The organism is Citrobacter sp. FP75 (genome assembly GCF_018342065.1).
Classification (GTDB): Bacteria; Pseudomonadota; Gammaproteobacteria; order Enterobacterales; family Enterobacteriaceae; genus Citrobacter.
The window spans coordinates 394,738-414,508 of the sequence record NZ_JAFDOE010000001.1 but is presented as its reverse complement, the minus strand read 5'-3'; the positions used below and the strand labels follow the sequence as shown (position 1 = coordinate 414,508).

General features: G+C 52.2%; 19 protein-coding genes and 1 pseudogene. 4 read left to right on the top strand and 16 right to left on the bottom strand.

From position 1 onward, the window contains the following. From JQ822_RS01920 to JQ822_RS01905, 4 genes are all read right to left on the bottom strand, one after another. Complete coding sequence (locus JQ822_RS01920; protein WP_213132052.1) at nucleotides 1-789, bottom strand: oligogalacturonate-specific porin KdgM family protein; 789 nt, start codon at nucleotides 787-789, stop codon at nucleotides 1-3. Between the two features lie 80 nt (nucleotides 790-869). Continuing rightward, on the bottom strand, nucleotides 870-2,060 hold the full coding sequence (locus JQ822_RS01915; RefSeq protein ID WP_213132051.1) for a glycoside hydrolase family 88 protein: 1,191 nt from the start codon (nucleotides 2,058-2,060) through the stop codon (nucleotides 870-872). A 21-nt stretch (nucleotides 2,061-2,081) separates the two neighbouring features. After that, nucleotides 2,082-3,347, bottom strand: a complete 1,266-nt coding sequence (locus JQ822_RS01910) for an oligosaccharide MFS transporter (protein WP_213132050.1) — start codon at nucleotides 3,345-3,347, stop codon at nucleotides 2,082-2,084. A gap of 24 nt (nucleotides 3,348-3,371) precedes the next feature. Beyond that, on the bottom strand, nucleotides 3,372-5,153 hold the full coding sequence (locus tag JQ822_RS01905) for a DUF2264 domain-containing protein (protein ID WP_244848678.1): 1,782 nt from the start codon (nucleotides 5,151-5,153) through the stop codon (nucleotides 3,372-3,374). Between the two features lie 191 nt (nucleotides 5,154-5,344). Here JQ822_RS01905 and JQ822_RS01900 point away from each other — a divergent pair, with 191 nt between their 5' ends. Further along, complete coding sequence (locus tag JQ822_RS01900) at nucleotides 5,345-6,193, top strand: AraC family transcriptional regulator (RefSeq protein ID WP_213132048.1); 849 nt, start codon at nucleotides 5,345-5,347, stop codon at nucleotides 6,191-6,193. Between the two features lie 2 nt (nucleotides 6,194-6,195). Here the strand turns inward: JQ822_RS01900 and nei are convergent, their stop codons facing one another. The 8 genes from nei to ybgI are packed head-to-tail and all read right to left on the bottom strand — an operon-like array spanning nucleotide 6,196 to nucleotide 12,505. Continuing rightward, nucleotides 6,196-6,987: an endonuclease VIII gene (gene nei / locus JQ822_RS01895; RefSeq protein WP_213132047.1), complete on the bottom strand. Its 792-nt coding sequence runs from the start codon at nucleotides 6,985-6,987 to the stop codon at nucleotides 6,196-6,198. A gap of 14 nt (nucleotides 6,988-7,001) precedes the next feature. Further along, on the bottom strand, nucleotides 7,002-7,646 hold the full coding sequence (gene pcp / locus JQ822_RS01890) for a pyroglutamyl-peptidase I (RefSeq protein ID WP_213132046.1): 645 nt from the start codon (nucleotides 7,644-7,646) through the stop codon (nucleotides 7,002-7,004). Between the two features lie 9 nt (nucleotides 7,647-7,655). Next, complete coding sequence (locus JQ822_RS01885) at nucleotides 7,656-8,651, bottom strand: DUF979 domain-containing protein (protein WP_213132045.1); 996 nt, start codon at nucleotides 8,649-8,651, stop codon at nucleotides 7,656-7,658. Next, nucleotides 8,648-9,370 (bottom strand): DUF969 domain-containing protein, encoded by a 723-nt coding sequence (locus tag JQ822_RS01880; protein ID WP_213132044.1) that lies wholly within the window; start codon nucleotides 9,368-9,370, stop codon nucleotides 8,648-8,650. The genes JQ822_RS01885 and JQ822_RS01880 overlap by 4 nt, the downstream gene beginning before the upstream one ends. A gap of 55 nt (nucleotides 9,371-9,425) precedes the next feature. Next, the gene (gene pxpA / locus JQ822_RS01875; protein ID WP_213132043.1) at nucleotides 9,426-10,160 is read right to left on the bottom strand and encodes a 5-oxoprolinase subunit PxpA; all 735 of its coding nucleotides are present in this window, start codon (nucleotides 10,158-10,160) and stop codon (nucleotides 9,426-9,428) included. Next, on the bottom strand, nucleotides 10,150-11,082 hold the full coding sequence (gene pxpC / locus JQ822_RS01870) for a 5-oxoprolinase subunit PxpC (RefSeq protein WP_213132042.1): 933 nt from the start codon (nucleotides 11,080-11,082) through the stop codon (nucleotides 10,150-10,152). The genes pxpA and pxpC overlap by 11 nt, the downstream gene beginning before the upstream one ends. Beyond that, nucleotides 11,076-11,732, bottom strand: a complete 657-nt coding sequence (gene pxpB / locus JQ822_RS01865; protein ID WP_213132041.1) for a 5-oxoprolinase subunit PxpB — start codon at nucleotides 11,730-11,732, stop codon at nucleotides 11,076-11,078. The genes pxpC and pxpB overlap by 7 nt, the downstream gene beginning before the upstream one ends. Before the next feature lie 29 nt (nucleotides 11,733-11,761). Then, a complete protein-coding gene (gene ybgI / locus JQ822_RS01860; protein ID WP_196208736.1) occupies nucleotides 11,762-12,505 on the bottom strand; it encodes a radiation resistance protein YbgI in 744 nt (247 codons plus the stop codon). 284 nt (nucleotides 12,506-12,789) lie between these two features. Between ybgI and dtpD the strand changes: the two genes are divergently transcribed. Beyond that, a complete protein-coding gene (gene dtpD, locus JQ822_RS01855; protein ID WP_213132040.1) occupies nucleotides 12,790-14,271 on the top strand; it encodes a dipeptide permease DtpD in 1,482 nt (493 codons plus the stop codon). 49 nt (nucleotides 14,272-14,320) lie between these two features. Here the strand turns inward: dtpD and JQ822_RS01850 are convergent. The 4 genes and pseudogenes from JQ822_RS01850 to JQ822_RS01835 form a co-directional block, all read right to left on the bottom strand. Further along, nucleotides 14,321-15,234, bottom strand: a pseudogene (locus JQ822_RS01850) (Rpn family recombination-promoting nuclease/putative transposase). A 161-nt stretch (nucleotides 15,235-15,395) separates the two neighbouring features. After that, a complete protein-coding gene (phrB, locus tag JQ822_RS01845; protein ID WP_213132039.1) occupies nucleotides 15,396-16,814 on the bottom strand; it encodes a deoxyribodipyrimidine photo-lyase in 1,419 nt (472 codons plus the stop codon). An 18-nt stretch (nucleotides 16,815-16,832) separates the two neighbouring features. Next, a complete protein-coding gene (locus JQ822_RS01840; protein ID WP_213132038.1) occupies nucleotides 16,833-17,387 on the bottom strand; it encodes a DUF1722 domain-containing protein in 555 nt (184 codons plus the stop codon). 97 nt (nucleotides 17,388-17,484) lie between these two features. Then, entirely contained in the window at nucleotides 17,485-17,691 is a 207-nt protein-coding gene (locus tag JQ822_RS01835; RefSeq protein ID WP_213132037.1) for a YbfA family protein, read from the bottom strand. Between the two features lie 308 nt (nucleotides 17,692-17,999). Here JQ822_RS01835 and kdpF point away from each other — a divergent pair, with 308 nt between their 5' ends. Next, nucleotides 18,000-18,089, top strand: a complete 90-nt coding sequence (kdpF, locus tag JQ822_RS01830; protein ID WP_023204346.1) for a K(+)-transporting ATPase subunit F — start codon at nucleotides 18,000-18,002, stop codon at nucleotides 18,087-18,089. Further along, on the top strand, nucleotides 18,089-19,768 hold the full coding sequence (gene kdpA, locus JQ822_RS01825) for a potassium-transporting ATPase subunit KdpA (RefSeq protein WP_213132036.1): 1,680 nt from the start codon (nucleotides 18,089-18,091) through the stop codon (nucleotides 19,766-19,768). Before kdpF ends, kdpA begins: the two co-directional genes overlap by 1 nt. Nucleotides 19,769-19,771: the final 3 nt, after the last annotated feature.

Genomic DNA, 19,771 nt, shown 5'->3' with positions numbered 1-19,771 from the left:
TTAGTTTAAATTATATTTAAACCCAACCCTGATTTGATATTCATTTTTAGTATCATCACCATCCTTGTATTTATCCAGATAGCCTAATTCAAAAAATGGATAAAATCGTGGTGTAATATGGAAGTTAAAAACAACGTTATTCTGTAGCGTATGATTCTTACCATTAGCATACTCAAATTTATCGCCATGCGTTTTACTGTAATACGTAGGGTTATATTGCACCCAGAAATTTGGTGTAAAATATTTGGTTAAATAAATATCAACGCGATGTTCCGAGGAGTCATCCCAGTCACCCTGCAATGTTTCGCTGTCATGATTTTGGTGATTATAACGGTAGCGTAATACGGCCCCCAGCGTTGGGTCAAAATGATAGCCAATACCAATATAAGGATCGACGCGTGAACCGGCAGATTCCCAGTGAAACACCACGCCAGGCTCAAGCCAGAAGTCACTCTTACCCAGCGCAAAAGGCTTATTAAACTCGGCTTCCTGGTAGCTGCTTTTCCACTGATCCATATTTTTACCAAGGTCGGCATCGGTTTCAAAACTCCAGTACATTTTGCTAAAAATAGAGTCATGATCCTGCACCACGCCAGTCAACATTAATCTCTGCAGAAAGCCTTTACTGGCTGTACGGTACTGCGTACGTGGCGCAAAATAAACTGTCGTAAAGGGTGTTGATTTTATCTGAGGAGCTGTTGCCGTATTATTTTCCGCAGCCAAAACGCTAGCTGTAGGCATGATCAGTGCGGCCATTAATATGGCTGTATTAATATTAGTGCTTTTCATTATATTTTCCTCGCCGTACAAAGATAAAACCTCCCCCTGCTAAATCAATAGCATATTCATCTAACTGGGGGAGCGGGATATTACCAGTAACTATTCCAGCAGGATGTTGCCCGAGCGAGTGCTTCCATCAGGAAATAATCCCCCCAGGCACAACATTCATCCACACCGACATTGCCTTTAAAATAATAAACAGAGTGCTTTAATAATCCTTCACCTGCTTTATGCGTAGTATTGAGATAGTTATCAAGCATCCGCTCAATCATTCGCAATGCCAGAGTTTCGTAGCTTTCACGGTCTGGATGCGTCACTGGCAATTGTTTCACCAACTCCAGCAACGCGCAGGCGAGGATCGCGCTGGCAGAGCTATCCTTTTCACTATTAGGATCGGTCAGCGTCAGATCCCAGTAGCAAATTAGATCCTCCGGCAGACGATTAATAAAATAGTTCGCCAGCGTCTGGCTCAGTTCCAGCAGTTTTTCATCACCGGTATAGAGGTAGTTCAGCAGGAAGCCGTACACGCCCCAAGCCTGTCCACGTGACCAGCAGGAATCGTCGGAAAACCCCTGATGAGTATTGCCGAATCGAGGTTCACCACTGCCAACATCCATGTAATATGTGTGAAACGTCGAGCCATCTTCACGCACAATATAGCGCCTGGCCTGCTCAATATGCGTCTTTGCCGCCTCGGCATAGCGCGGATCGCCGGTTGATTCGCTTGCCTGATACAACAGCGGCAGATTCATATTGCAGTCGATGATCATCCTGCCCTGCTGCTCGGGATTATCCAGTTCACCCCATGCCTGAATAATGCCGCATTTATCGTGATAACGCTCCATTAGCACTTCCGCCGCCTGCTGCGCGATATACTTCGCCTTTCGGTCGCCGGTCAGTTTATTGGCGGCAATACAAGAAAGGCTGTACAAAAAACCCAGGTCATGATGATTTGTGCAATCACGCGTGGCGATGCGCTCGCCAAACGAATGAACGTGCTGTTCCGCAAGCACACGGTACGCCGACTTTCCCGTCCATTCCCAGGCCAGCCACAGTTGTCCGGTCCAAAAACTGGTCGTCCATTCCTGATTATCGATTATTGGATACACACCATTTTTACAGGCAGCGTCAGGAAAACGCTGACCAAAATAAATGCTGTTACGGTCGATAGCATTTAAAATTACCGGCATCGCTTCTCGAATTTTCAGCGCAATGCCAGCCCTTTCTCCAGGGCGGAAGGCATAATGGGCAATTGATTCTTTACGGATAAACTCAGACATAATTCTCTCGTTTTCTCTGCTTTAGTGAATAGCTTTTTGCCCCTGGGGCGAAATAATGACGGCTTTTTTATGCTGATAACAAGTGGACAGAGTGATGGCAGATATTCCGGTAAACACCAGCGCAATCACCCCCATAATCAGATAGGTGTGTTCAAAACCGATTGTTTGATAGGCGTAGCCCGCAGGTGGCGCAACGACGATGGAACCGACGTAAATCATTGCCTGATAGCCCAGCAGGTACATCGTGGCGTTAACGCGTTTGTCGAAATGCTCGGCGATGTATTTAAAGACCGAAACCAGGATCAACGCAATTTCAATTCCGTATAGCGGTTTGACCAAACAGATAATTAGTGGGTCGTTGGTTAAACCAGAAATAATAAGACGCAAACTAATTACCAGTCCTGTCAGGATCATCCCCTGCTTGGCGCCAATACGGTTGATAATGGCAGGCACCAGCATCATGCCGAAAAACTCAGCGGCAGACTGTGCGGTACTCATATAGCCAAACATGGCGTTGCCTTCTTCTTTGGTGCTAAAGAAGGTGACGAAATAACGAGAGAATTGCTGCTCGGCGATAAACATCATCCACGCTACCCCCGCGATATACAGCGCAAAGGTCCAGAACTTTTTATTACGCAGCAGTTCGAACACATCGCCAATTACGATCTTCTCTTTTGACAGGACGTCATTTTCCTCCTGACCAAAGTGATCAACTTTCAACGTCAACAGAACCGCGAACATGCACAGTGCAGAGACGCTACTGATGACAAAGTTTATTTTTGGCGAAATGTTATAGAGAAAACCAGAGAACGATGATGCAGTCGCCCAACCGAGCGCCGCCCACATGCGAATGCGACCAAACTCCATGTCATACAGGCGGCTAAAGCGGTCAACATAGGACTCTTCCGCCGCCACGCCTGCATACCAGCCAAGGCTGAAAAAGAGCGCGCCAACAACCATCCCGCTGATAAAATGGGTTTGTAATAGCGGTAAGTAACACCAGATAAAAAAAGGTGCCATCAGGGCCGACACAATGCAGACAAAATAGAGCAGGTGCTTTTTCATGCCCATTTTATCCATGATGTAGCCGTAAACAGGTTTGATAATCACGGCAAAAACGCCGTTAACGGCAAACACCGTGCCGATCTCCACGCCATCCAACCCGGCTTTGTCTCCCAGCCAGATAGCGTAGAGGCCAAAACTAGCCGCCCAGGTAAAAGTAAATAAGAAAACAAACAGACTGAGTTTGATGTATGCCGAACGCGTCGACTGAACAGGGTTAGTCATTATTTTTCTCCGCACATGCGTCAGTTATTTTATTTCCAGCGTTTTCGAATCCAGCATCAGCACCTGATTTACGCTGTCGAACGCCATGGCCACCGGAGGCGGCAGAGACGACAACATCGTGGCGTTAATGGCGCAGGCCAGCCAGTGGGTACCCGGCGTGAGCGTGGTGCTCAGACAAGGGATTTCGCCTGGAGATGAATACATAACGTTGCTATTTGGCGGAGTGGTAACTGTCAATGGCTGGCATTTTCCAAGAAGATCAACAATCTGACACACTCCGGTACTGGCGGTAAGAGTCAGTTGGTTTTCCGTAGTATCGTTACGAGTAAGTTGGTGACGATTAACCGCAAACCCCCCTTCCACACAATTTAGCGTCCTCGGCGTTTCTACACGATGAATGCGAACATGCCCGTATTCATGTGGAATCAGCCAGGTCGTGACAATCACATCTGACCATGGACGCCACACGCTTCGGATCAATGCGTCCGTCATTTCAACCACCTCACATTTACGACGTCCACGCCAGTAGTTGTCCTGTTCACTGAACATCAGCATAGAATCGCAGGCAGCATGATTCAGGCCATAAATCCCTCGTTCGAGGGTAAAACCGAAGTGGCTTGAGTAGGCAAATTTGCCGTACTTGGCATCGAAATTAACGAAGTTATTGCGATCGTACTGCCCGGACATCAGCAATGAAGCATGACGATTGCCATCACTATGGATAATAAATTGCCCGGCCTCCTTGATGGGATAAACAGCCTCCAGCTCAGGTAATTCAGCAGGTTCAGTCTGCCAGAACGCGCTCTCCTCCGGCAGCGCCAGGATCAGTAACGCCTTGCACGCCCAGTACGGCGAACATGGGCTGTTGTAATCCTCGGTCATAACCAGATTCGGGTAGGTGTATCCCAGTGTGAATAAACCATCCGGACTCATGAACGGCTGCGCTAACCACCAGTCGAGGTGGCGCACTATCAGCCCTTTGATAATCGGTGTGGAAAAAATGTCCAGCCCGGTAAATGCTACCGCGCTCCAGAAAGCAACCTGTACAAAACGATAAGTCAGGCTGCGACCAAACGGAATGGCATTCCCGTTGCGAGTAAAATAGTGGATGTAATCTTTAGCAAACTGACGTGCGCGCTGGCGATAGCGCAAGCAACGTTCCGGATCAACATCCTGCATAAAATGGCTGTATAGCAGGCTGTAAAAATGAAAACCGCTAGAAATATAATAATCACGTGGCTTGTCTTCGCCATCGGAGTACCAGCCGTTACCGAGCCAGAATGGTTCAATCGCGTTCAGATGCTTATCAATGACCATCATGTCGTAGTGCTGCCCGACACATTTAAGACCAACCTGCACCAACACCGGGAAAAAGTGCCAGTTATTATCCGGGATTTGGATATCAGCACTTTGCCGTAACCAACGCTCCAGATTGTTCTGCTCATCGGCTGTTAACGCGTCCCATAACCCAGTATTGGGCAGCGCCAGCGCCACGCCAAAGGCGGCCATTTCCACGCAGCGTTGATCGTTATCGACTAGATCGCCCCAATAATCTGGATGTTCCGCATCGCAGCCGTGGCGAATACCGCGAATAAATGTCTCACGATAATCTCCCGACTCTCCTCCGCTCAGGAGAGGTGCCAGGATCCACAGCAGACGGGCGAACCCCTCCATTCCGGCTATATCTGCCGGGTATTGTGCGGACGTTTCCCCGATGTCCAGACGCGTGCTTTCGCGTGTGAGATGAGGGATGGCTGATGCCAACCATTGCTGCGCCTTTTCAGCGTATTCTTGCCGTTCCTGCATAATGAAACCTCGTTTCATTTGATGAAGTATTGGGCGCATAATAAGGATTTGGTCAGACATACAAATGTGATAATTGTCGTATTTCCGCACAACTCTGGTGATGAAGAACAACATTTATCTGAATTTTGCGCAGAAAATTCGATTACAGTGATAAAAATTTAAGTTTGTTCACATTGTCAGGTGAGACGCAAATGCAGCAGACGGAAGACAGTAGCTATCTTGAGCACATTAGTCTCAACGATAAGTCGATTTACTTTAATCGTATGAAAGATATGCCAGCCAACTACTATCACTGGCATCAGTGTGTGGAGATCTTGTCGGTCTCTCAGGGGGTAGGAATAGCGCTGATGGAGCACCAGCAGTACACCGTCAAACCCGGGCGTATTTTTATTTTCCCGCCGGGAAAGCTTCATAAAGTGTTTGTCGAACAGGATGCGCGCAATATTTATCACCGAACAACACTGCATTTTAGCGCCCCGCAGATTGAGCAGTACCTGCGGGATTTTCCGCGTCAGCAAATGCTGCTGCGCCAGCTGTGTGCTCGGGGAGAGAAAGCGCGGGTGTTTGACGTAGGCGACGTTCAGCCAGTCATTGAAACCCTGCTGAGCCGCTTTGAAGAGCAGATCAAAAGTCAGACCTTCAGCATCAGTGACAGCGCATTTCTGGTGATGCAACTCATTAGCCTACTGCCACATCAGGCGCAGGCCACGGGTCAGAATACATTTTCTGTCGGCATCATCCGCTGGATCGAGACACACTTTCATCAACGTTGCTCGCTGGAAGATATCGCCAGCGAGATGGGGTGCTCGCGAGGTCACGCCTCACGCCGTTTTCACGAAGAGACCGGCGGTACTATTCAGGAATATCTTATGATGCGCCGTATTCGTCAGGCCTGTGAATTGCTGCTACATACCAGCGGCTCGGTACGCGATATTGCCGCACAGGTCGGCTTCTCCGAGTACGCCTGGTTCATTACCTGTTTTCGCAAAAACATGGGCAAAACGCCGCTGCAATATCGCAAAACATATGCTTCGGTATAGATCTATCTTTGACAGCCCGGACACCAGTAAAACGGACGTGAAGAGAGGGTTACTTTCTCGATAATCCCACCGCATCGCTCGCAGGCTTCGCCGTCGCGATGGAAGACCTTAAAGCGAAACAGCGCACCGTGATGTTTATTCTCATCAACCTGACCGCGGGTGTGATAGGACAGGCGCGGAATATCAAGCAGCGCATGCGCCAGTTCATCCAGTTGTTCATCGCTCAGCTGCGACGCTTTATGCAGCCCCGTCAACCGCACCTGCCAGAGAATTTCTACCCGCAGATAGTTACCTAATCCCGCGAGAAATGCCTGGTCGAGCAGCAGGCCAGAAAACTGCCGGTTGCGAAAACGGGGCGACAGCAGGCGCGCTTTCACCTCATCAGGCGTTAAACGCCGATCCAGTACGTCAGGTCCCACCCGCTGCAGAAATGGATGGGTGGTGAGCTGTTCTGGCGTCAACATTTCAATATCCGACGCGCTATAGAGCAGGATGGTCTTATCGGCTGTTTGCAGCATAACGCGCAATACCCGGGTGGTATCCGGGATATTACCCGTGTCCACAACCCGCCAGACGCCGTAAAGCTGATTGTGACTGTAAAGCGTCAGACCATTGGAAAAATGGGTCAGCAATGCTTTACCCCGTGTTTCGAGCTGGGTTACACGCTGCCCAATCAGTTGCGATTGATACGGTTTTAACTGCTCAAAGGCAAACCAGACATCCGTCAACGGTTTGCCTTTGACAGCCGCCTCCAGGTTATCCGCCGCGCGGCGGATCTCCGGGCCTTCAGGCATAATACTGTCCTTTGTTAGTGAGTTGCACCGCCCGTCACTGCGATATCGCGTTCCACCTGTAAGGCAGTGACAATCGCGACTTCCAGCGCACGGCGCACCGTATCACTCGCCATACTTGGCGCACCAGGGTGCTCTGCGGCCTGTTGTGGCAGGTAAGGAATATGAATAAACCCGCCCTTTACTGCCGGTGTGTCTCGTAGTTTGTGCAGCAGGCCATACATTACGTGGTTACAGACGAATGTGCCTGCGGTTTGCGAAACCGATGCCGGAATACCGGCGCTGCGCATGGCCGCCACCATTGCTTTGATCGGTAGCGTGCTGAACCACGCCGCCGGACCATCGGTCACGATCGGTTCATCTACCGGCTGCTGACCGTGGTTATCCGCAATACGCGCATCATCCACGTTGATGGCGACGCGCTCTACGGTGATGTCCGGGCGACCTCCGGCCTGTCCGACTGCGAGCACCAGCGACGGTGACAGCGCGTCAATCGCGGTATTGAGTACCGCAAGAGATTCGCCAAATACGCACGGTAGCTGGCGCGCAACGACGCGACATCCCGCGATGATAGCATTGTCGAGACCCGAGACCACTTCCCAGGAAGGGTTAACTGACTCGCCGCCAAAGGGTTCAAATCCGGTGATTAATACCGTTTTCATCCTTCCTCCTTACAGGAACATCAGGAAATACATCAGGAATACGTTGACCAGCAGCAGCATTATGCCCGTCGGCACCTGCGCTTTAATCACCGCGTTTTTATCCGGCAGTTCCAGCAGCGCCGCAGGCACGATGTTAAAGTTTGCTGCCATTGGCGTCATCAGCGTGCCGCAATAGCCGGAGAACATGCCGATTGCCGCCATCACCGCCGGATTGCCGCCGTGCTGCAACACCAGAATCGGGATACCAATTCCGGCAGTCACAATCGGGAAGGCAGCAAACGCATTGCCCATAATCATGGTCAGCAGCGCCATGCCAATGGTGTACACCGCCACCGCGATAAAGCGGCTGTCCACCGCCAGATACTCCTGCGTCAGATACGAAATGCCGCTACCGACGCCCGCTGCCGTAAACAGCAGCCCGAGCGTGGCCAGAATTTGCGGCAGGATGAATGCCCAGCCAATGGAGTCCAGCAGGCGACGCGCTTCCTGAATCGGCTGATGTGCCCGCTCATGGGTCATCTTAACCGCCATTGCCAGACCAATTAATGAACCTGCGGTCATCGAAAACAGCGTCACCAGCGTGGCGTGATTACCCGGCCCAAACAACGCATCCTGTAAGCCCGGAATATGATTAAACATCAGCACGCCGATAACGGTCACCACCGGGATCGCCAGCGCTGGAAAAAACAGGCGGTTGCCCAGTCGGCTGGCACTTTCTTCGCGCTGTTGCTGCGTGCGTTGATGGTAGCTGCCAAGCTTCACGCCGCCAAAACCAGCGATTAGCGCCAGTAACACCACCGCGACACCGACCGCGATATGCACCGTTCGTTTGTCGCCAAACAGTGAATAGGTCCAGTCGCCCAGCAGAAACAGCAGACCGTACACGCCCCAGAACAGACCGGTGGTCAAACGCCGGGGATTCGCTTTGTCCTGCCAGGACATGATGGCCACAATCAACAAAACGGCACCCGCCAGCCAATAGAGATAGCTTTGCTGAAAATTCATTTCGCTTCTCCTTTTGCTGCGGCATTCGCTTTCGCCACTTCGCGTTGCAGGTAGTTATCCAGTCGCCACAAGCGTGCGCCGTGGATCAGGAAGGCACAAATCGCCGTTGGGATCCCCCACAGGGCAATATGTAGCGGTTCCGTCTGGATCCCGCCGGATTCCAGCATAAAGTTGTGCATGAAGATGATTGCCCCGAAGGCAACAAAGATATCTTCACCGAAAAACAGCCCGACGTTATCGGTCGCCGCCGACATCGCCCGCAGGCGATAGCGCACCGACCCCGGTAGTTCGCCATGGTTTTTCTCCGCGGCCCCTTCTGCCATCGGCGCCAGCAGCGGACGCACCATTTGCGGATGGCCCCCCAGACTGGTCAGCCCCAGCGCGGCGGTTGCTTCACGAATGAACAGATAGACAATCAGCAGACGGCCGCTGGTGGCGCTGCGGATTTTTGCGATCCACGCCTGCGCTCGCTCTTTCAGGCCGTGGCGCTCCAGCAGACCGATTACCGCCAGTGGGATCAATAAGATAAACGGCAGGTTACGGGTGTTAAGAAAGCCTTCACCCAGTTTTTCGAGGATGGTGGCGATCGGCATATGCGCCGCCAGTCCGGTGACAACCCCGGCAATAATCACCACCAATACCGGGTTAAAGCGTAAAAGAAACCCGACCACGATGACGGCGATCCCCGTCAATGGCCAGAGAGAAATGACCTCTTCCATAATTCAATCTCGTCTATGTTGTTGTGTAATATATTATTGTTTTGTATGAAAAAAATTATGCGCCAATGTGAATATGGCATGCATTAAAGGCTTCGCGCAAGCGGCGGGCAAAAGCGAGTGCGTGCTCGCCATCCCCATGAATACAGACCGTCTGTGCAGTAACGTTTGCCCATGCTCCGGTCTGGCTTTTTACTCTGCCGAATTGCACCATTTCTAAGGTTTGCGCCAGCGCCTGCTCTTCGTCCTCAATCAGTGCACCCGGCTGGCTACGCGGAACCAGGCTGCCATCGGCCTGATAACCTCGATCGGCAAACACCTCCTGACGCGTCAGCAAGCCATAGTGCTCGCCAGCTCGAATCAGTTCGCTGCCCGCCAGCCCCACCAACAGCAGCGACGGATCGCAGGCATAAACCGCCCTGGCAATAGCATCGGCAAGTTGTGGATCCTTTGCCGCCTGGTTATAGAGCATGCCGTGCGGTTTGACGTGGCGCATCACTCCGCCTTCTGCCCGGGTTATCGCGGCCAGCGCTCCGATTTGGTACAACGTCTGAGCATAAACCGTATCGACAGGAAGGGTCATGGCGCTACGACCAAAATTTTCCCGGTCTGGAAAGCTCGGATGCGCACCTATCGCCACGCCATTTTTTAGCGCTTCACGCACGCTTGATAGCATGGTTTGCGCATCCCCGGCGTGGAACCCGCAGGCGATGTTGGCAGAGGACACCAGTTGCAGCAGCGCGGCGTCATTTGTGCAGCCTTCGCCGAGGTCTGCATTCAGATCAATTTTCATCGTTAAGTCGCCATGTTAACTGTTCCAGATAACGCTGCTGATCGTGACGCGCTTTCAGCGCCTCCTCCAGCGAACACTGAACAAAATGAATCGGCTGGCCGAGGGGGATTTGCGCCAAATGGTACATATCCGCCTCAATGATACAAGCAATGCGCGGATAGCCGCCTGTGGTCTGGGCGTCGTTCATCAACACTATCGGCTGGCCGTTGTGCGGTACCTGAACCACGCCAGGAAGGAGTCCGTGCGACAACAACTCACGATCGGTGTTACGCGTCAGCGGCTGCCCCTGCAGGCGATACCCCATGCGGTTACTCTGTGGGCTGAGCTGCCACGGTGAACGCCAGAACGACGCCTGCGAAGCCTCATCAAACTCATGGTACTCAGGCCCAGGTAGCGCGCGAATGCGGTTGCCCCACATCAATTGTTTTACCCCTTGTGGTCCGCTGAACCGTCGCGTTGAAACGCCCACGGCCAGCCGGTCGCCATCCCGTAACAGACGTCCTTCCAGACCGCCAATACCGACTTTCAGGTCGGTGCTGCACGAGCCCATAACGTCGGGAACATCAATGCCGCCCGCCACCGCCAGATAACTACGCATACCATGCTGCGGACGTTTTAGCGTCAGCCGTTGTCCGGCTTTCACCGGCAGCCGCCATCCGCTCCACACGGGACTCTCGTCTAAATGCGCGTCACATCCCGCGCCGGTCAGGGCAAACCAGCTATCTACGTCAAATTCCACCACCAACTGCCCGAGCGTTATCTCCAGCGCGGCGGCATTCGCATCATTGCCCACCAGCAGGTTAGCCACGTTCAAGGCGGGTTTATCCAGCGCCCCGCAGTGGCTGATTCCTGACTGGCGAAAACCGTGACGACCACCGTCCTGTACGGAGGTGTACATGCCCGCACGAATGATCGTTAACATACTCCCTCCTTCTGCGGTACAAAGCGTACGGCATCTCCGGGTCGTAACAGGATGGGTTCATCCCGTTGCGGATCAAACAACTTAATGGAGGTATGCCCTATCAGCTGCCATCCACCTGGCGTAGCAAGCGGGTAGATACCCGTTTGCGAGCCGCCGATGCCGACAGAACCTGCTGGAACAATCAGACGCGGTTCCGCACGTCTTGGGGTATGCAGTTGTTCCGGCAAGCTTCCGAGATACGGAAACCCCGGCTGAAAGCCCAAAAACCAGACCACATAATCAACGGATGCGTGCAGTTCAACGACCTGCTTCTCGTTTAATCCGCTGTGTAACGCGACGTCAGCCAGATCCGGTCCCAGTGCACCACCATAGGTAACCGGAATTTCAATAAAGCGCGAATCCGGCTCCAGTGCCTCACTCTCCTCCCACCAGCGCTGCAGACGCTCAATGGCATCCAGCGCCAGGGTTTGCGGATTACGCAGCGTCACCGTAATATTGTTCATGCCCGGAATGACTTCAAGCACATTCGGGGCGTCAACCAGGCGCTGAGCCAAACCCCAGATACGTTTCTGACTCGCCAAAGTAATGGGGGGTTCCAGCTCCAGAACCACCGCAGTTTCACCTAACAGATAACAACGCGCTCGCTGCACTTTCGTCCCTCTTTTTACAACCAAATTCATTAGGCGGGGTTAGGAATATCGATAAACGACACATCCAGTTCGGTATTTTCATTCAACCATTCACTTAATGCCCGAATACCGCCGCGCTCGGTGGCATGGTGTCCGGCGGCATAGAAATGCAGCCCCTGTTCACGGGCAGAGTGGATAGTTTGTTCAGAGACTTCGCCGGTAATAAATGCATCAACGCCAAAACGGGCCGCGCTATCGATGAAACTTTGACCGCCCCCGGTGCACCAGGCAACACGCTGAATTTTTTCCGGCCCGCTGTCACCACACCATAATGGTTTACGCCCTAAACGCGCCTCAATCCACGAGGCCAGTTCCAGCCCGGGAACCGGCATGGCGAGCTCCCCCCACGGTACCAACGGCTCGATTTCACCCATTACGGTAATACCCAACAGCGCCGCCAGCTGCGCGTTATTGCCCAGCTCCGGGTGAGCATCCAGCGGCAGGTGCCAGCCATACAGATTGATATCGTTTTCCAACAGCGTTTTCAGACGATGGCGCTTCATGCCGCGAATCACCGGAGATTCACCTTTCCAGAAGTAACCGTGATGAACGATGACCGCATCAGCCCCCAGGCGTACAGCCTCGTCCAGCAACGCCTGACTTGCGGTCACACCGGTCACGATTTTATGCACCGTCTCTTTGCCTTCAACCTGCAAACCATTCGGCGCATAGTCGCTAATCGCGGCGCTGTTCAGTTTGTCGTTGATCAGTTGTTCCAGTTCGGTGTTTTTCATCATCGCCCTCGTTGTCATAAATTCTGTCTAATCAGCAATACAGCTTATGTAAAATAGCGTCCCCGCCTCCATTCGTCGATAACCATTTCACGGACACATCAAGAAACAATCACTCGTCTTTTGAACGTAAATTGCTTACCCCCACGCAATCTTATTCATGTATATTTATGCAATCAGACAGCATATTGCAAAAATAATCAGATCTGTATCAAAGTTACAACTTTAAGGAAACACGCTCACACAGGACGTTCATCCTGCCGTGAGGCATTTACTTCGAGAATAGAATGAATAAACAATCATCTCAGCCGCGCGCAATTTATTACGTTGTCGCGCTGCAAATTTGGGAATATTTCAGTTTTTACGGCATGCGCGCACTGCTGATCCTGTATCTCACCAACCAGCTTAAGTACAACGATACTCATGCATACGCGTTGTTCAGCGCCTACTGCTCACTGGTCTATGTCACACCCATTCTCGGGGGATTCCTGGCGGATAAGGTACTTGGCAACCGTATGGCAGTGATGATTGGGGCATTGCTAATGGCTGTTGGGCACCTGGTTCTCGGTGCCAGTGAAATGGCCCCGGCGTTCCTTTATTTGTCTTTGGCGATCATCGTCTGCGGCTACGGTCTGTTTAAATCCAACATCAGCTGTCTGCTGGGCGAACTGTATCAAACCGACGATCCGCGCCGCGACGGCGGGTTCTCACTGCTCTACGCCGCTGGGAATATTGGTTCGATTATCGCCCCCATCGCCTGTGGTTATGTGCAGGAAGAATACAGCTGGGCCATGGGCTTCGCGCTGGCTGCTATTGGCATGCTGGCAGGACTGGTGATTTTCTTGTGCGGTAATCGCCATTTCGCCCATACCACCGGTGTTAACAAGGCCGTCCTGTGTGCGAAAAAATTTATTCTGCCAAACTGGGCCTGGCTGTTAGTGCTGCTGGTTGCCGCACCGCTGCTGATTACCGTTCTGTTCTGGAAAGAGTGGTCCGTTTATGCGCTGATCGTCGCCACCATCATTGGTCTGGCTGTACTGGCGAAAATTTACCGTCAGGCGCAGACCCAGAAGCAACGCAAAGAACTGGGGCTTATTATCACGCTGACGTTCTTTAGTTTGTTGTTCTGGGCTTTCGCGCAACAGGGCGGCAGCTCCATTAGTCTGTATATCGACCGCTTTGTTAATCGCGATATTCTGGGATATTCCATCCCTACCGCCATGTTCCAGTCGGTTAACGCCTTTGCTGTGATGCTGTGCGGCATCGTGCTGGCCTGGGTGGTAAAAGAAAGCGTGAGCGGTAATCGTACCGTGCGCATCTGGGGTAAATTTGCCCTTGGTCTCGGTTTAATGAGCGCCGGCTTCTGTATTCTGACCTTAAGCGCCCGCTGGTCTGCAACTTACGGCCACTCCTCTATGCCGTTGATGGTACTGGGGCTGGCGGTAATGGGATTTGCAGAACTGTTTATCGACCCGGTCGCCATGTCGCAAATTACGCGCATTGAGATCCCCGGCGTCACCGGTGTATTAACCGGTATCTATATGCTGCTTTCCGGTGCCATTGCCAACTACCTGGCAGGGGTGATTGCCGACCAGACGTCACAAGGTGCATTTGATGCCTCCGGGGCCATCAACTATACCATCAACGCGTATATTGATGTCTTCAGTGAGATTACCTGGGGCGCACTGGCCTGCGTGGCGCTGGTGCTGCTGATTTGGCTGTACCAGTCGCTTAAGTTCAGAAACCGTCCGTTAGCGGTAGAATCCTGAGTGTATGGGCCCGATGATGTAATAAGAATCGGGCCTGTTTTTCAGAAGATTACAATTTTTTAACGGCTAAATCCTGTTCAGTCAAACCTGTAACCAATAGCACCATTTCGCGATCTATTCCTTGCTCCAACATGGTTTGCGCTATACGCAATGCAGATTCTTGTTTTCCTTGTTGTAATCCTTTCTGTAATCCTTCCTGTAATCCCTCTAACCGTAACCGTTCCGCAATAGTCATCAGCTTCTCCTTGTGTTGGGGGATCCGTTGCGCCATCTCTTGCATAAATTCATTAAAGCGAGATTCATCGCCGGATCGCAGGATGTAATTAAACATCACCTGTAATTGCGTGTCATTAGCACATCCAGTAAGTAGCAGCGCGGCCAGCTGTTCTACCAGACTCATCAAATCCCGCTGACGGATATGCTTTTGCATGAGTTCCAGCAGCGCCATACGCCTGTGAGCCATGATTTCGTCATCCGGCACTACCGTGATATCCACCAATGGAAATGCACTGGTATAAGTTGCCGCGCTGTTGCTGGGTCGGCAAACGCATCCAGCCAGCACAATGAGTACGGATACGGACTTCGACAGCCATGATAAAACAGCATCGGTATCACCAGCGGCAATTCCTTGTGTCCGGCGTCCAGGTGGCGCTGCATCGCCGCCATTGCATAGCGCAGCAGACGAAAAGCCATATGCGAATCGGCAGAGCTCTGATGCTCAATAACTACATAGATATAACCGTCACCGCCGTGTGCATGAACAGACCAGAGCACATCGGAGTAGCGGGTACGTAAATCCGCTTCAATAAAGCTTTCTGACTCCAGCTTCAGCGTAGTTAAATCGCAGAGCGTTTGCAGATCTCTGGGAAGATGAATCTCAAGGAAATCCCGGGCTGTTTCTGGATGGTGTAAAAACGTTTTAAATACCGCATCGTGCGGTGTGGATGTCGTTGGCATTGTCATCAAGTCCCGTCACCTGACTGAAGATAACGGGACTTTACTGCTGGGTAAAAACACCTGCATCAAGGCATTAACGGTCTTGCGCACGCGCTTCAGCGCTAAATGCGCCCGACTGCAACATACTCATTCTGCTGGAAGGCATTACGCAGAAATCCGCAATGCGCTCATCCTTTACGCGCGGCCTCATACGCCGCAAGCGTTGCTAGTCTTGCCTGCTTATGATCGACAATCGGACGCGGATAGTTAAGCGTCATCTGCGTCTTTTCGGCCCACGCCCACGGTTCATGAATGGCTTTTCCGGGCACGTCGCGTAGTTCCGGCACCCATTGGCGGATAAACTCGCCGTCGCGGTCAAATTTCTCCCCCTGGGTTGTCGGGTTAAAAATGCGGAAATACGGTGCCGCATCGGTGCCGGTGGAAGCTGCCCACTGCCAGCCACCGTTATTGGCTGCCAGATCGCCGTCGATCAGCTGTGACATGAAGTACTGCTCCCCTTTACGCCAGTCAATCAGCAGATCTTTAACCAGGAAACTGGCGGTAATCATGCGTAAACGGTTATGCATCCAGCCGGTGGCATTAAGCTGACGCATCGCGGCATCCACAATCGGGTATCCCGTATTTCCCGTTTTCCATACCTGAAGATGTGCCGCGTTGTTCTGCCATTGCACGCGATCGGTCCAACGGATAAACGGTTGATGCCGACACAGCGCCGGATGATAAGTCATCAGATGACGATAAAATTCACGCCAGATAAGCTCGTTCAGCCAGACGCTCCCGGCCCCGCCCTCAAGCGCCTGTGGCTGCTCTGCTAGCAGACGGTTCAGGCATTGACGCGGCGACAGCCCGCCCGTAGCCAGACTCGCAGATAAACGACTGGTGCCTTCAATTGCCGGGTAATCACGCTGTTGTTCATACTTGCTTGCCGCCTGCTGGCAAAACTGGCGTAACTGCGCGATAGCCTGTTTTTCTTCTGCCGGGAATAGCACTGCATCAAAATCTTGCTGCTGATAATTCAGCGTGAGTGACGTTAACGGCGCAGTAAGTACCCCACTATCCCGCACCTTTGGCGCACTAACACATTCCGGAATGCCGTCTTTAATCCTCTTCAGCCAGGCATTTTTAAACGGTGTAAAGACCTTATACATTTCGTGATTGCCGGTCATCACCGCGCCCGGAGGCAGGATCACGCTATCGTCAAATCCTTCGCATACAACGTCAGGCAACAGCTTCTCCACACTTGCATCACGCTGCCGCTCGTTGATTTCATACTGATAGTTATAAAACAGTCGGCTGACGCCATGCTGTGCGCAGACGTTTTTGACGGTTTCTACGCTGGCGGTAAAATCGGCGACTTCATGAAACAGAAGCGGGATACCTTTATCTGCCAGCGCCGTTTGCAGCGAATTCAACTGCACGCTGATAAACGCCGCCTGACGCGCAGCCATATCATGCGCCGTCCATTGCTCAGGGGTAGAAAGATATAACGCCAGCACCCGGGCTGAACGATCCCGACAAGCCGCCGCGAGAGCAAGATTGTCATGCAGGCGCAAATCACGCCGAAACCAGACCAGATGCGTGGTCATAAAACTCCCGCAGATAAATTAATTTTTGCCGCGCAAACTCAGAATTGCCGGCCAGAGTTCAAAGTAACGTTGCCCGGACAGCCAGGTGTTCGGGTGCTCGACCATATAGTGTTTGATGAGCGTTAACGGTGCAAGCAGCGGCTGCGCTTCACGTCGATAGCTATCAATTACTGAGGTCAGTTCCTGGCGTTGATGAAGGTTGAGCTGATTGCGGAAATAACCCTGAACGTGCATCAGAACATTGGTATGGTTGCGCCGGGTCGCATTATTTAACAGCAGATGAGTCAGCCGTAAACGGTACTCATTAAAAAAAGCGTCGAGACTCTGCCATTCGTGGATGGTTGCAACGAAGGGCCCAAGTTCACGATATTCTGGCTGGGAATGCGCCAACAGGATCAGTTTGTAGCGGGTGTGGTAGTCAATCAATGCCCCACGCGTTAATCCGCGCTGGCGGAGTTGATACAGTTCATGCAGCGCATAAATACGTACCAATGTACTTTCGTCGAACAGAGGTTTCTCGCTCGCTTCTGTAGTCAGACAGGCGCGGATACCCACAGGAATTCTCTTGTTCATCGCCACTCCTTATCCGTTATTCGGATAAGTGTAGACGTCGACGCATAAAAAAACCGCCACATTGTTGTTGGCGGTTTTCTTGAGCAATTACGATGACTTAATAGAAATCGCAGGTGACCTTTTCAGCCTGATCCATCCACACCGGCTTATCGCTGGTTTTCGACCAGACGCGGTGCAGGTAGCTGTAAAAACGGGCGCGATCTTTCCAGAACAGCATGACCGGTAGCGCCAGCACGCCCGCCACAACAGCGAAAGTACGGCGTAGTAAGACAACATGTGCTGGATATTCTTTATAAAGATCCATACTTTTCTCCCCTATATCTGTTCGGTGAATAGCACCGGAAAAATAAACTTGGTTAACTGATGAAAATAATACCGCTTTGTGTGTAATTTTGCTACTCATCCGACCACTTATTTTTATCTATTGATGCTTCGTTTAACCTAAAACCGTAATTAAGTTACGTAAAGGTTAAATTAATACTAACCATTAGTTAAATAACGGTCTTTGCCATTTTTATACTTTTTTTACACCCCGCCTGCTGATTTTTGCAAAATCTTTGCAAGCAAAAATCTACGCTCTGGTTATCACATTGATGTCACTGGAGGTGCACCGTGGGTGCAGGCGTGATAACCGGCATTGTGCTGGTTTTTTTATTATTAGGTTATCTGGTGTATGCCCTGATTAATGCGGAGGCGTTCTGATGGCGGCCCAAGGATTTTTACTCATCGCCAGTTTCTTACTCGTGTTATTTGTCATTGCCAGGCCGCTGGGCGCTGGGCTTGCACGACTCATAATCAACACATCCCTGCCTGGCGTCGCAGGTGTTGAGCGTATTCTCTGGCGCGGGTTAGGGATTTCACAACATGAGATGAACTGGAAACAGTATCTGCTGGCGATCCTGGCGCTCAACATCCTGGGTCTGCTGGTGCTGTTTTCGCTGCTGATGGCGCAAAACCTGCTGCCACTGAACCCTCAACAGCTACCGGGGCTTTCGTGGGATCTGGCGCTCAACACGGCGGTAAGTTTTGTCACCAATACCAACTGGCAATCTTATGCTGGCGAAACCACCTTAAGTTACTTCAGCCAGATGGCCGGGTTAACCGTGCAGAACTTCCTGTCTGCCGCGACCGGTATTGCGGTGATTTTTGCCTTGATCCGCGCCTTTACACGCCAGAGTATGAGCACGCTGGGTAATGCCTGGGTGGATCTGGTGCGTATCACACTGTGGATCCTGCTCCCCCTTTCTCTGCTCATCGCTCTGTTCTTTATTCAGCAAGGTACGCTGCAAAACCTGCTGCCCTATCAGTCATTCACCACCCTCGAAGGGGTTAAACAGCTGCTACCGATGGGACCTGTCGCCTCGCAAGAGGCCATTAAGATGCTCGGCACCAACGGCGGCGGCTTCTTTAATGCTAACTCATCGCATCCGTTTGAAAACCCAACCGCGCTGACCAATATGGTGCAGATGCTGGCGATCTTTTGCATTCCCGCCGCGCTGTGCTTTGCCTTTGGTGACGTAGTGGGCGATCGCCGTCAGGGACGCACCCTGCTGTGGGCCATGTCGCTGATCTTTGCGGTCTGCGTGGCGGTCGTGATGTGGGCCGAAGTCCAGGGAAACCCGCACCTGATGGCATTCGGTGCAGACAGCAATATCAACATGGAAGGTAAAGAGAGCCGCTTTGGCGTGCTGGCCACGAGTCTGTTTTCCGTCGTCACGACGGCGGCATCCTGCGGTGCTGTCGATGCGATGCACGACTCCTTCACCGCGCTGGGCGGAATGGTACCAATGTGGTTAATGCAGATAGGTGAAGTGGTGTTCGGCGGCGTGGGTTCTGGTTTATACGGCATGCTGCTGTTCGTCCTGCTGGCGGTGTTTATCGCCGGGCTGATGATCGGCCGCACGCCGGAATATCTGGGTAAGAAAATCGATGTGCGCGAAATGAAAATGACCGCACTGGCGATTCTGGTCACCCCCGCGCTGGTACTGCTCGGTACGGCGATAGCCATGATGAGCGACGCCGGGCGCAGTGCGATGCTTAACCCCGGCCCGCACGGTTTCAGCGAAGTGCTGTACGCCGTGTCTTCTGCCGCCAACAACAACGGCAGCGCCTTTGCCGGATTAAGCGCTAACAGTCCATTCTGGAACTGCCTGCTGGCGTTCTGCATGTTCTTCGGTCGCTTCGGGGTCATTATTCCGGTGATGGCGATTGCCGGTTCGCTGGTGGGTAAAAAGAGCCAGCCGGCAAGCCCTGGCACGCTTCCCACCCACGGCGCACTGTTTGTCGGGTTGTTGATCGGTACGGTGTTGCTGGTTGGCGCCCTCACCTTTATTCCTGCACTGGCGCTTGGCCCGGTCGCGGAATACCTCTCTTTACGTTGAGCG

Bases quoted from the DNA above. Each gene is read 5' to 3' on its own strand.
- JQ822_RS01835 (WP_213132037.1), bottom strand. From the start codon at position 17,691: ATGGATCTTTATAAAGAATATCCAGCACATGTTGTCTTACTACGCCGT.
- ybgI (WP_196208736.1), bottom strand. From the start codon at position 12,505: ATGAAAAACACCGAACTGGAACAACTGATCAACGACAAACTGAACAGC.
- pxpC (WP_213132042.1), bottom strand. From the start codon at position 11,082: ATGTTAACGATCATTCGTGCGGGCATGTACACCTCCGTACAGGACGGT.
- JQ822_RS01880 (WP_213132044.1), bottom strand. From the start codon at position 9,370: ATGGAAGAGGTCATTTCTCTCTGGCCATTGACGGGGATCGCCGTCATC.
- JQ822_RS01905 (WP_244848678.1), bottom strand. From the start codon at position 5,153: ATGCAGGAACGGCAAGAATACGCTGAAAAGGCGCAGCAATGGTTGGCA.
- pxpA (WP_213132043.1), bottom strand. From the start codon at position 10,160: ATGAAAATTGATCTGAATGCAGACCTCGGCGAAGGCTGCACAAATGAC.
- phrB (WP_213132039.1), bottom strand. From the start codon at position 16,814: ATGACCACGCATCTGGTCTGGTTTCGGCGTGATTTGCGCCTGCATGAC.
- dtpD (WP_213132040.1), top strand. From the start codon at position 12,790: ATGAATAAACAATCATCTCAGCCGCGCGCAATTTATTACGTTGTCGCG.
- JQ822_RS01840 (WP_213132038.1), bottom strand. From the start codon at position 17,387: ATGAACAAGAGAATTCCTGTGGGTATCCGCGCCTGTCTGACTACAGAA.
- JQ822_RS01900 (WP_213132048.1), top strand. From the start codon at position 5,345: ATGCAGCAGACGGAAGACAGTAGCTATCTTGAGCACATTAGTCTCAAC.
- JQ822_RS01910 (WP_213132050.1), bottom strand. From the start codon at position 3,347: ATGACTAACCCTGTTCAGTCGACGCGTTCGGCATACATCAAACTCAGT.
- JQ822_RS01920 (WP_213132052.1), bottom strand. From the start codon at position 789: ATGAAAAGCACTAATATTAATACAGCCATATTAATGGCCGCACTGATC.
- nei (WP_213132047.1), bottom strand. From the start codon at position 6,987: ATGCCTGAAGGCCCGGAGATCCGCCGCGCGGCGGATAACCTGGAGGCG.
- JQ822_RS01885 (WP_213132045.1), bottom strand. From the start codon at position 8,651: ATGAATTTTCAGCAAAGCTATCTCTATTGGCTGGCGGGTGCCGTTTTG.
- kdpA (WP_213132036.1), top strand. From the start codon at position 18,089: ATGGCGGCCCAAGGATTTTTACTCATCGCCAGTTTCTTACTCGTGTTA.
- pcp (WP_213132046.1), bottom strand. From the start codon at position 7,646: ATGAAAACGGTATTAATCACCGGATTTGAACCCTTTGGCGGCGAGTCA.
- JQ822_RS01915 (WP_213132051.1), bottom strand. From the start codon at position 2,060: ATGTCTGAGTTTATCCGTAAAGAATCAATTGCCCATTATGCCTTCCGC.